Genomic DNA, 12,806 nt, shown 5'->3' with positions numbered 1-12,806 from the left:
TGCTATATCCCCAATTACAGCAAACAAATGATACGTGGAAATCCCAGAGGAGCATTGTACCATGTGGTGGTGGGGAAATCAAGGGAATCCAGTGGGCACGGGATGAAGGAACAAATCTGGAATACCAGAACGTCGGGCCTGCTTGTTCCGATCATAACGGTCAAGTTCCTGAAACCAGACTAACCATTAATTATAAGACTATGTCCGCAGTTGTCACATGTCATCGCATTTTCGTTGTTCAACCTGCCGCATTCTACACAGGCCGGATTGGTCCTGGCCTTTTTCTTTATATTTTCTTTTTCGTTTTTACTTTTTGAGACGAGCTGCTTGTCCAGCGGATCCTCCCCGTACTTGTTAGGTCCGGCTGTCCCTTTCACGAATAAAAGGACCAATGCCACATAAAGATTGTAAAGAGGAATATAGAGCAACCAGTAGTGGACTCCTGGTCGGTCCAGGTCGTGCATGCGTTTTACAACAAATATCGACGCGACAGCTATGCTCACCAGCCATAATATCACCTGGAGCGTCAAAACAGCATCTTGACCTATAGTCGCTCCCGCAATGGATGCAATAACATACGAAATAAAATTCATTACGAAGATAGCGCTGAAATACCTGACCCTGTTCCATCTTCCTTCGTACATGGCACTCGCCTTTCGTTATTTAACCAGTAATAAATAATGGGTTGACCAACTGGTATACACGAATACAAACACTTGCACTCTACCAATATCAATTTCCCAAACGTGTCCGAATATCCGACACCTGCCAGCGGAGCATTACCTCTGTGCATCAAAAATCAAAACACAATGAGATGTTATTTATTATATAGTCCAGCCCTTTAGTGTGGCCCGGATTGTACCATCGATCTCAGCTGTTTTCAAGGGATGTCGCCTTGACCATCACCCGCGCTTACATATCGTGACCTTCAGTTATATTTATTTCCCAGAGGCGGTCGTTCCATTTCGCCGTCTCGTAGCCGTGCTGTACAAGTATCTCCAGATCGACCTGCCCCATCTTTCTGAGAGTCGTGGGATACTCCGCCGCGATTTTGCGTTTATCCATGTCGAGCCAATTTGAATCCAGCAGCTCCCTGATCTCTGGATTACTGGCGTTTCCATGTTTCGTAATGACCTGCACCGGATCAGATCCGAGTTGATAATATGCGCCCTTTCCAGGATTAGTCTTTAAGAAATTTACAAATGCGCGGACACGAAGTGATCTGATCTGATCGAGCATGATGTCGGTCAGTCTCTTGATCCTCAGAAGGTTCAGAGGGCCTGGGATCCTGCATCTCTCAAGGGCACAGCTCGCGTCAGAAACAAGGATCTTGTCCAATTTGACATGTTTCTTGTTCTTGATCGACTGGTCACCGACATCAAATATCGGCTCGAACCCGAGATTGTCGTATACCCCACCATCGTAGAGATGAAGTTTTCTGAAAGGAATCTTGTAATTCTCGATCATTTCAGGAGAATCCCATCTTACCCTTTTTCTCCATTTATACGAGCCGGTTTTAAAGGCCAGCGGCCCTATGCCGACCGGAAAGGCAGCGGATAAAGCCATCGAGTCAGCAACCTTGAAATCCGGGACGTCCGCATATCCGGCCTCGTAATCCCCCGCATCGATACCCTTGATCCTGAATCTTTTTCCGTTTTCACCGGTGGTCCCGTTCACCGCCCAGACAGGCGACTCAGGCAGGTCGCCCACGACAGCCCGGACTCCCCAGAGCGATTCGATTGTGTCGGATATCACATTTGCCCTCGACAAAAGAAATCTCCAATTTTTCGGCTTGAATATGAGATTCAGGAATGTCCACATCTGCAAGGACCTTCCTGTCAGAAGCCTGGAAATCGCGGGCAGGACCTTTTCAAGATACTCCCCTGACGAGGGCCATTTATAATCATTAAAATGGAAGACCAGGCCGGTGAACAAGCTTCCTCCTGATACCGACGAGATATACACTATCTCTTCGAGTTCATTCCTCTCCGCAAGCCATTTCAACACGCCTGCGTGAAACGCCGCCGCCCTGACACCACCACCCGAAAGAGTCAACCCGGCACCCTGTTTTTCTGACATTTCTATACCTCCAGTGATCGGATCGGTGTTGATAGGTCATTTCCTGGCAAACGCCATGAACTTCAGCAAAAGTACGGATATGATGAATCCGAGGAAGACGAATCCAAAATTCGGACCCGCGAACACTGAGATGCATTCAAAGACGATTGATGATCCGCTTCTCTCGACGAAAGTGTTGAGCAGAAGCGCTACAAAGATGATGTTCGCCAGGCCGAGAATCACAAATTCGAAAGGTATGATCGGTGAAAACCACTTCTTTATGTTCAGGCTCTGGTTCTTTTCTATCGCCAGCACGACGACAGCGGTGCAGCTTCCCAGAAGGAGCAGGAGATACCTGAGAAGAATTGAGAAACCTCCCTGATCCGAGTCCACATACTCGCCCGTCCCAAAGACAGGCTCCGCAGTGTCGACTACGGCTGTATCCTCTTCCTCCCCCGTCAATGGCCCGGCAAATTCAATATCTCCGGGCTCCTCTCCTGCTGGTGGAAAGTATTCCGAAGAATCGGGTTCCGAGGATTCCTCCTCCGCCTCAGTTGCCGCCTCGACTACTATCGTCCGGCCATCTTCAGGGTCAGGTGAAAGCTCCGGCATACGGACAGCAGTTAGCCGCCTGGAGTAACGCTTGATATCTTCAGGCAGAAAGGACACGACCCACGTCTTCTTGATTCTGCCGGCTATCCAGCCTTCTATGTCATTTCCATCCCAATCGGGGGATGGATTACTTATATCCATATTGTCGATATGCACCCTGTACCAGACTTCCCCGTTGATGATCCTGACTTCCTTTATCGCTTCGAAAATGGTCCCGACACCTACAGAACATACTTTTTCGGCGAGCTTGTAGGAAAACGCAGTCACATCAGGTGGGTACTCCCTCACCACCAGATTATTCCTGCTCGGATTAGTAATCACTCCTGTCTTGGGGAAATCTCTGTCCTGTCTGACCGAGGCCCGCGTAGTCGTGGCAACAAACACAAGTACGATGGCCACCACCAGCCGTATAGCGGATTCATGCTTCATCTCCTACCTTCCTTGCGCAAAGGGATAGTCATAGTGGATACCGATTCGTCTATCCTGGATCGTCGATTTTCAGTGTTGTGCGAAAGATGTAACCCGTTAAACCGCAGAGACACTTTAGCATGTATTTTGAGAAGTCAGCAAGAAAAATCTCCCGTAACTCATATGTAAATAAATGGTTACGTGTGCAGACATGCGGCCAGGGCCAGGCCCATATTACTTAACACACACTGAAAGAACGACTTTGCCTGTCGTCGAGATTGTAGTCGCAACGATTGTCAAATATCCCTTCCATTAGATCAGGAATGTAGTATATGACGTTTATCGCTCAATACAAACCCCCACCCCCCTGCTTGAAAACACCCTCCATTCATGATATAATCCTCACATTCGATTCAGACATTTCTGAGGGAACAGATTTACTACATATCCAGATGTTACTCGCCGAGGAGGAGATCATGAAAGCCAGACGTTTACTTCCGGTTATTTTCCTGATATGCACTTATTGCGCACTGACATTAGCACTCACGCCGACACTACAGACATTAGCAGCCTGGGATCTCGGCGGCACTCCCGTATCTACTGAAAGCTACGACCAGGAAACCGCCTGTATAACCGAGGATGGCGAGGGCGGGTCCATAGTCGTCTGGGAGGACGGGCGTATCTCCGGCCATCAGATGATCTACGCCCAGCGCTTCGACAGCCGCGGTAACGCCCTCTGGACTGAAGGCGGAGTATCGGTATGCAGTACGGCAGGATACAAGTATTATCCCCAGGCAGTACCCGGCAGCGACGGCGGCGCGGTGATAGTCTGGCAGGACGGCAGGTCCGGCAACTACGACATCTACATGCAGAAACTCGACGGCGACGGCGTCCTGCAATGGAGCTCGGGAGGCTTCGCCCTCTGCACCGCTCCAGACGACCAGCGAGTACCCATGCTCGTCCCCGACGGGACGGGTGGAGCGATCGTAGCCTGGGAGGACGAGCGAAACGGCACCGGCATCGACATCTATGCCCGAAGGGTAGACGGCGCTGGAACCCTATACTGGACGGTATGGGGAGAAGCGATCAGCACTGAATCGGGTGACCAGGCAAAAATCAATATCATCACGGATATGGCTGGCGGAGCGATCATCGTCTGGAGTGATGAAAGAGACATGGGGACAAGCTTGCGGGATACCTACTACGCTCATATCGAGAGCGACGGTAATATCACGACCATTTCAGGTGGAACGCCAGTCTGCACCGCGGATGGATATCAGAACTGGCCGAAGATCGTGAGGATGGACGATTTTCACTTCGCCATAAGCTGGTACGATGGCAGAAATCTCACGAAAGATATCTACGTCCAGTACTATTACCTCTCTTCTCCGCAACTGAGCGAAAACGGTGCCGAGATCTGCTCGATCGATGGAGCATTGCTATTCAGCAACGAGATGACAATCGACGATCAGGGAAGGCTGGTCGTATGCTGGTACGATTCGCGGTCAGGCCCCTACAGGATCTACGCGCAATGCTATGATTTCCAGCTGGGACCGGTCTGGACCGATGATGGCGTAGCTGTCTGCGGAGATTGGGACGGTCAGGAGGTTCCAAAAATAGTACCGGACGGCGCGGGCGGCTCTATTATCTCCTGGGTGGATTACAGGCTCGGTGACTACCAGCCGAGGATCTATTCTCAGAGGCTGGACGCTGACGGCAACCGCCTCTGGGACACCGACGGCATCAAGGTGTGCTCGGAGAGAAACAGCCACGATAGAATGGAAATGATCTCCGATGGAAACGGCGGCGCATTTATGGCCTGGGAAGATCTCTCCCTCGATGGCGAGGACCTCTACGCGCAGAGAATAGACAGAAACGGCTATATCGCCAGCCCCGAACCCTCTATCAATGCCGCAAGAGACGTACCCGGCGACGAGGGCGGACAGATCGACCTCTCCTGGTACTCGAGCTACCTCGACCCCGTCCCCAACCAGGAGATCACTCACTACACTATCTGGAAATCGCTGACGGCAGAGGCCGTCGCAATGATGAAGGCGGGAGGCGTGAGAATGTCCGATGGCTTCACCGACATCTTTGTCGATCCGGACAAACCGGTGATCAGAATCGAGACTCTGGCCGGCGCGACATGGTTCTGGGAACTGATCGACTCGCAGACGGCGCAGTATTACGAGAGCTACTCCAGGGTAGTAGCCACGAATTTTGATTCGTCCGATGCGACAAGCGCATGGCACTACTTCCAGATCGCGGCGCATACGGCCGATCCTCTGGTAGTGTTCACCTCCGATCCTGACAGCGCCCGTTCGGTCGACAACCTCGCCCCCGCCACTCCGATGGGAGTCATCGGCGAGCAGGAATTCTCTCCTGAGGGACTGCAGATCTCGTGGGACGCCAACACAGAGCCCGACCTCGGCGGATATCTGATCTTCAGAGCGCCATACGCGACCTTCGTGCCCGGTTCCGCAAGTTTCATCGCCACTGTCGATGAGATCGAGTATTTCGACAGCAACTGGGACTGGGAATCCGGCTACTGGTACAAGATCGCGGCATTCGATGTGCATGAGAATGTCAGCGGGTATGCCATATTCGGACCCGGCGAGTTGACTGGTGAGGATCCGCCGGATGTCCCTTCGTCGACCTACATCGCGCAGAACTACCCGAACCCGTTCAACCCGGCGACAACCATACGTTTCGGTCTGCGTGAGGCTTCGCAGCTGACGCTGAGGATCTATGATCCCGCCGGACGACTTGTCAGAGAGCTGGTAAATGGCACGCTGCCTGCGGGACATTACAACGAGCAATGGGATGGCCTGACTGCTGGCGGCACACGTGCGGCGAGCGGAGTGTACTTTTACAAGCTGACTGCGGGGATGTTTGTGGAGACGCGAAAGATGGTGCTGCTCAAGTAAGCAGCCTCTCATCGTCCGTCGCCCTTGTATCTTGATTTAGATAGATAGATGTATTATATTTCTATCGGTGAACAGATTCGCTACAAGCGCTTCCCACAAGAATCACTAGCCACCGTCCACCGATCGCATCCACCACGCCGATACCAGGTAGATATCCATCCGTTCGCTTCTGTGCGAACGTGGTCTCAGGTAAGGAGGTGTCCGATGCGGCGACTGCGTGGAGTTGTAGTCGGCATGATTATAGGCTCTTTTTGTCCGGGTGTGGTACCAGTGGATTGAAAGAGTTTGATCTCACAGAGGAACTCGATACTCCAGTAAAGGCTGGCGCGTCCATATGCTACAGCCATAGCGTCCTTCGGGGAAAGGGCTCCATCCGTCTCGACTGGTTCCTCACCGCAAGCGTTGAAGGTGCCGTCTTTTCCGTACAGCGTTCCCCGTCTTCCAGAGGTAATTTCAGGGAGATCAGCGAGATTCGGGTCGCCTCGGGAGAACTCACCTTCAGATATTCCGACACGGATTGCCAGCCGGGAGCATCGTATCGTTATCGCATCGTGTATCATCCTGTGTGCGGGGATTCGCGTATCCTGTTCCAGACCAAAAAGTATCTGGCAGTCGCGGTTCCGACGGCTCTGCATACAAATCGCCCGAATCCATTCGACACTTCCACCGAACTGCGATTCTCCGTGGCAGAGAAGGGAAAAGTCTCCCTCTCCGTTTACGATGTGGAGGGCAGGCTGGTACGCGATCTTGTGAATTCGACTCTCGAAGCCGGCTCCTACGGGAAGGACTGGGACGGCCAGAACGACTCGGGAAGCCTGGTGGCCGCCGGCGTCTACTTCTGTCGCCTGCGTGCAGGCCACAAAGAGATCACGATGAAATTGATCCTGATGCGGTAGGGTGGGTCGATGGGCCGTTGATCGACATATTATTCAGAACGTTCATGTCCTGAAGGATGAAATCGCAATCCCCTGCAGCGTTGAAAACTTCCTGTTTTTATGGTAGAATACAGGCCGTCATTTGATTGGGACCTGTTTTCTATTCATTATCTGATAATAGATTCCATTCCTGCCGGAAGGAGTGATTCTCATGCGTCCTTTATTCAATTCATTTCAGCGATCCTTAAAAGTGATTTTCGTGCTCACTGTATGCGTGGTCGCGGCGGCCGCGGCGGTGAAAGGTGCGTGGCCAACCGAGGGACTCTCCCTCACAAGCGACACATATACGCAGGCAGCCCCGAAGATCGTCTACGACGGAGCTGGAGGGTGCATAGTCGCCTGGGAGGATTCGCGATCGATGCCGAGAAAGATATACGCCCAGCGTCTTGACGGGGCTGGAAATGAATACTGGCCATCGGGAGGAATTCAGGTCAGCGATTGGGGTGATCACAGGATGATCGCCATGGTCCCGGACGACGCGGGCGGCGCAATCCTCATTTGGTTCACTGACGGAACGACTGTCTACGCTCAGCGGATCGACGTGGACGGGGCCAGCCTCTGGATGACCGACGGTGTAGCGATCCTGGCCGATTATTTCGATGATTTCCTGACGGTTCCGGACGGTGCCGGGGGTTGCCTGATGGTCTGGGAGGATCCGAACGGTCATATATACGCACAGAAGATCGACAGAAACGGTGACATAGCATGGGACGATCCTCCAGGGTATGTGGTCGTCTCCGACGCATCGTCAGAAGAGACAGCACCCTCGCTCGTCTGCGACGGGTTCGGAGGGGCGCTTGTGGCGTTCGAGAGCCGACGCTCCGATCCATCAGATGTCGAGATATTCGTTCAACGGATATTCGCCTCAGGAGCGGTCTGGAACCCCGATGGAGTACCTGTCATTATGGGCCACACTGTAATGGAGGAACCTGTCGTCGCCGCGGACGGATATGGCGGTGCATATGTCTGTTACAGATTCGATGTAAGCGGGCAGTACGATTTTTTCCTTGTTAAGGTCGACGCGAGTGGCGCTCTTGAGTGGACGAGGGAGGTCTGCATCGAGAGCCATATTCAGCGCAATGCCGACATGATCGAAGACGGATATGGAGGAGTCTTCATAGCCTGGTCGGACGAGAGGGACTCGGGTCGTGTGATCTACGCACAGAGAATGGATAAATTCGGAAACGCATTATGGGGTACGGACGGAACGCTTATAATCGAGACCGATTTTGATAACGACTTTCCCCGGCTTCTTCCGTGTGAAACAGGTTTCATCACTCTATGGATCGATGGGCACGATCCCTCGCTGTTTGCCCAGAAGGTGGATATAACGGGTGGTATCCGGTGGGACCTGAACGGAGTGGAAGTGCTCGTAGGAGACCTGAGATTCTATGACTACGATATCGCTTCTGACGGAGCCTGCGGGTTATTCGCCACGATCATCGACAACCGCGGCGCAAATATCGAGGACGTGTTCGCTCAATATATCGACGCGCTGGGCGACACGTCCGCGCCGGAGCCGGTCATCGCGGACGTTCTGGACGTACCGGACGATCAGGGGGGATATGTCAGACTTGAGATCGACGCATCGGACAGGGACGATAACGCCCAACCACTCCAGTTGGGACGTTACGACGTCTGGCAGCAGTTAGGATCGATGGCCGCGTCGTCCGCTCAGGAGGGTCCGGGTGTACCCGTAGTTTCCATACATGACGGCAGAACATTCATGCTGATGCCGGGGGGCGGCGTCGTTCCTGCGGGGACATGGGAGCTTGTCGCAAGCTTCGATGCGGCCCAGATGGACACGTACAGCTGCCGCGTCCCGACACTTGCAGATTCCGTAAGCAACAAGACACCGAAGTCTGTGTACATGGTGACCGGGCATACTACCGATCCCGCGATATGGTACGCGAGCGCTCCGGACAGCGGACACTCGGTCGATAATCTGACTCCGGCGATGCCCGCTGGGATCGCAGGGGAGCAGCAGTATGCTCCGGAGGGACTCGCCCTCACATGGGATCCAAACTCCGAGAATGACTTTTCCCACTATGTCGTCTACAGAGGGACGAGCGAGGATTTCATACCCACTTCCCCCCTCATGTTAGCAACACCGATGGACCCTGAGTGGTTCGACGTGACATGGACATGGGAAGACGAGTACTGGTACAAGGTCTCGGCCATCGATGTTCACAAAAACGAGAGTCTGTTCGCCGTATCAGGTCCCGGCGACGTGACGGGCGAGGAATTACCGGACGTACCGGGAGCGGCGTATCTGGCGCAGAATTATCCAAATCCCTTTAATCCAGGCACCTCGATAGCTTTTGGCCTCGCAAGCGTTTCACGCGTGAAGTTGTCGGTATATGATACATCCGGGAGACTTGTCAGGACCTTACTCGATGAAGAACGAAACGCGGGGAATTTTGTAGAGCGTTGGGATGGGTTGAACTCCCGGGGAGTGCCTGTAGCGAGTGGCGTCTACTACTTCCGCCTCACGGCGGAAAGCTTTGATAAGACGCGAAAAATGCTCCTCCTCCGCTAGACGGCGGGGTGGGAAGTTATGATGCGTCCGCCAAGCCTATGCCATGAGACTTGCCGTAATCCTGCATGTAAATGCCAGCGGCCCAACCGATATGATGATGTGGGCACTATACTTTCTGCGGATCCTGGATCCAGCAAACCTTTTTATTTGCTGACAAACGTTCGTTGCTGTACTATCTCCCCTTGGGGAAGTTTTACCTGAATTCAAATAGTATAAATTACATCGTGCCGACATGGAGAGGGGCAGACTCATGTTCAAATGCAGAACTATTATCGTCCTTTTATTGATACTGATCGTGTATTCGCCAGCAAACAGCTTTGCGCAGACCGGATTGCTGGGGAGATGGCGACTCGACGAAGATGGTGGTGATTCTGCCCTCGAAGATATTCGAGGGTTATCAAATGGCGTGCTGGTCGGCTCACCGGAATGGCAGCCCGCCGAGGGTGCAATAAACGGAGCTCTGAAATTCAATGGTTCGCCGGATGGCATCAGGATTCAGTGCGAGGACCTGGAAATATTCGACCTTACGATGTACTTTTCCCTGTCCGCATGGGTAAAACAGGAAGAAGGTAACCGGGGCTGGGTAGTACTCAGGACTTCTCAAGGATCTGACCTGCAAAGACATTATGGAATCTTTTCGGATGGAGATAATAACAGTATCGAATTTCACTATTTCAGATATTTCGCTCCACGGCTTGTTAAATGGGAATCCGTCAATATCGATGGCGATGGCCTCTGGCACCTCATAATTGTTACCTTAAGAGGAGGAAAAGCCGACCTGTACATCGACAAACAACATATAGGCAGTGAATACTTATCTATCGGTGTCACCGGATGGAACGAAAATGACCCCGTACCGGAAATTCTGATCGGGATGAGGAACGATGACACTGATGGAGATGAATCCTTTAGAGGACTTATTGATGATGTCCGCATCTACAATGTAACTCTGGACGAAAGCGATATCATCGGAGATTTTACTCTCTCGGAGAACTCCGGAACGAGGGAAGATCCATTCCTGATAAGCTCCCGCGAAAACCTCATTTTTCTCGCAGATAACCCCCAGTATAGATATCGGTTTTTCAAGCTTGTGAACGATATCGACATGTGTGGGCCGGGTGGAATTGAAGACTGCATTCAGGGAAAGGTCATCCCCGAGTTCAGAGGAGAATTCGACGGCAATGGGCATGTCATATCGAACTTCACGTACAATTCGATAGCAAATAATAACGTCGGCCTGTTCGGAGTCCTGGTCGGGAAGGTAAGTAACCTCACGATGCAGGACCCTCTCATTCGATCGCATGACGGCTCCAATATCGGGAGCATCGCAGGAGTGCTTTCGGGAGGTAGAATTCAACAATGCGCGGTAAGAGGCGGCTATGTCACCGGCGGTTTCTGTACAGGAGGACTTGTAGGACTGCTGGAAGGTGGCGTAATTGAGGAATCGATCTCTTCCACTGATGTCGAGGGCGTCACATATTCAGGTGGCCTGGCAGGGAAAAGTACTTCAGGCTGGATAAAACACTCTTATTCTGAAGGCAGCGTCACGGGCAATGATTATACCGGCGGAGCTATCGGACATTGCGAAGCGCAAGTCATATCCTGTTACTCCACTGCAGTCGTAGAGGGGCAGGAAAACACCGGCGGGCTTCTCGGATATGGACGCCCGATGGAAGTGACAAGCAGCTACTGGGACATAGAGTCAAGCACCGTTACCTCAAGCTCCGGGGGATATGGGAAATCATCTCTGGAAATGATGGAGAGAGCGACATATGCCGGATGGGGCTGCTACGACCAGTGGAGGATGGACATCGGAAATGACAGGCCGAGACTCGCCTGGGAGACCGAAGCCGGAGAGATCATGTCCCTCTTCAACTATTTCGAGGGCTCAGGAGAGGTTGATGATCCATACCGGATCTACACCGCCGAGGATATGAACCTGATAGGTGCCATCCCCTGTCTGAAGTTCAGTAATTTCATCCTGATGAACGATATCGACATGTCCGGGTTCGATGGCCAGGATGATAATCCAAACTATGAAATGATCGGGACCTTCATTGGCACATTTGACGGTGATCACCACTCAATAGCCAACCTTTCCATCCAGGCAGCAGGAGTCAACAGAATCGGACTGTTTAGCCATTTCTTTGGCAGTGGTGAGATCAGAGATCTCAGGCTGATCGCCCCCTCACTTTCCGCCGGGTCCGGATCGAAGGTTGGAGCGCTTGTAGGATACCAGGGCGGTGCCAATATAACACGATGTGGCGTCGATGGCGGGGAGATTCAGGGATCGTCATTCGTCGGCGGCCTGGTTGGATACAATTATGGAGGTTCTGTCAGCAATAGTTATTCAACCGCCAATGTCTCGGCTGAATCCACCGCTGGTGGATTGATCGGATACCTGCGTGTATTCACATCCAATTGCTACAGCGAGGGTAGTGTGTCAGCCGATGAAAGAGCTGGAGGATTCATCGGCTTTAATTTCGGCCATGCCAGTTTCTGCTATTCGACAGGACTTGTGCAGGATGGAGAAAGCAGCGGGGGGCTCGTAGGCTATGGCGATGAACTGGATGTTTTCCGCAGTTACTGGAACACCGAGACGAGTTCCATGGAAACAAGCATCGGCGGCGTGGGAAGAACTACCGCAGAAATGCGTAGCGCGGACTCATACCCTGGATGGGGTTGTGGTGAAATATGGAAGATCGATGAAGGAAACGATACACCGAGACTCGCCTGGGAAGATGGGCCTGGATCTCCCCTGGGCAGCCAGATATCCCTTGATGGAAGCGGCAGTGAAGCTGATCCGTACCTGATCAGCAACGAAGAGGAACTGAACTCGATCGGATTGAATCCATGCATCTGGGACAAACATTTCCTCCTGGAATCCGATCTGGACATGGCAGGTTATGATGGAGTCGACGGACGTCCTTCATACAACCCGATCGGCATCCCCGGAACAAGGTTCACCGGTGTATTCGACGGAGGAGGAAAACGGATCTCAAATCTGACTGGCGATATCGGACTTTTCGGTTCAGCAAGTGGATCTGATACTCACATCAATGACCTCGCACTTATCGATCCGGATATCCAGGGTGAGGCACGCGATAATGTCGGCGGAATAGTCGGGCACCTCGGATCCGCCAGAATCACGGGGTGCAGTGTGGAAGGCGGACGGGTCAAAGGACATTCCAATGTAGGTGGCCTTGCAGGAGTCACTTATTATGACAGCAAGATATCGAATTGTTTCGCTACCTGTCACGTATCATCCAGCGGCTCGAATGTCGGGGGACTGGTCGGCAAGAACAAATGCGAAAGAACAAAATCAAA

Annotated in this window: 7 protein-coding genes; 4 read left to right on the top strand and 3 right to left on the bottom strand. The window is 52.5% G+C overall.

The window, feature by feature from the left end; all coding sequences use genetic code 11:
- Positions 1-179 precede the first annotated feature (179 nt).
- From KOO63_14125 to KOO63_14115, 3 genes are all read right to left on the bottom strand, one after another.
- The gene (locus KOO63_14125) at positions 180-644 is read right to left on the bottom strand and encodes a DUF805 domain-containing protein (GenBank protein MBU8922950.1); all 465 of its coding nucleotides are present in this window, start codon (positions 642-644) and stop codon (positions 180-182) included.
- A gap of 268 nt (positions 645-912) precedes the next feature.
- Positions 913-2,079 carry a patatin-like phospholipase family protein gene (locus tag KOO63_14120; GenBank protein MBU8922949.1) on the bottom strand — a complete coding sequence of 389 codons (1,167 nt, stop codon included), beginning with the start codon at positions 2,077-2,079 and terminating at the stop codon, positions 913-915.
- A gap of 36 nt (positions 2,080-2,115) precedes the next feature.
- On the bottom strand, positions 2,116-3,099 hold the full coding sequence (locus KOO63_14115) for a hypothetical protein (GenBank protein MBU8922948.1): 984 nt from the start codon (positions 3,097-3,099) through the stop codon (positions 2,116-2,118).
- Positions 3,100-3,554: 455 nt separating this feature from the next.
- Here KOO63_14115 and KOO63_14110 point away from each other — a divergent pair, with 455 nt between their 5' ends.
- From KOO63_14110 to KOO63_14095, 4 genes are all read left to right on the top strand, one after another.
- Positions 3,555-6,005, top strand: a complete 2,451-nt coding sequence (locus KOO63_14110) for a T9SS type A sorting domain-containing protein (GenBank protein MBU8922947.1) — start codon at positions 3,555-3,557, stop codon at positions 6,003-6,005.
- Positions 6,006-6,280: 275 nt separating this feature from the next.
- Positions 6,281-6,901, top strand: a complete 621-nt coding sequence (locus tag KOO63_14105) for a T9SS type A sorting domain-containing protein (protein MBU8922946.1) — start codon at positions 6,281-6,283, stop codon at positions 6,899-6,901.
- A gap of 190 nt (positions 6,902-7,091) precedes the next feature.
- Positions 7,092-9,479: a T9SS type A sorting domain-containing protein gene (locus tag KOO63_14100; GenBank protein ID MBU8922945.1), complete on the top strand. Its 2,388-nt coding sequence runs from the start codon at positions 7,092-7,094 to the stop codon at positions 9,477-9,479.
- A 250-nt stretch (positions 9,480-9,729) separates the two neighbouring features.
- The coding region (locus KOO63_14095) for a LamG domain-containing protein (protein ID MBU8922944.1) at positions 9,730-12,806 on the top strand (3,077 nt) is incomplete at its 3' end.

Source organism: Candidatus Latescibacterota bacterium (assembly GCA_019038625.1).
Lineage (GTDB): Bacteria > Krumholzibacteriota > Krumholzibacteriia > Krumholzibacteriales > Krumholzibacteriaceae > JAGLYV01.
The sequence above is the reverse complement of the archived record's forward strand: the minus strand, read 5'-3'. Positions and strand labels throughout refer to the sequence as shown.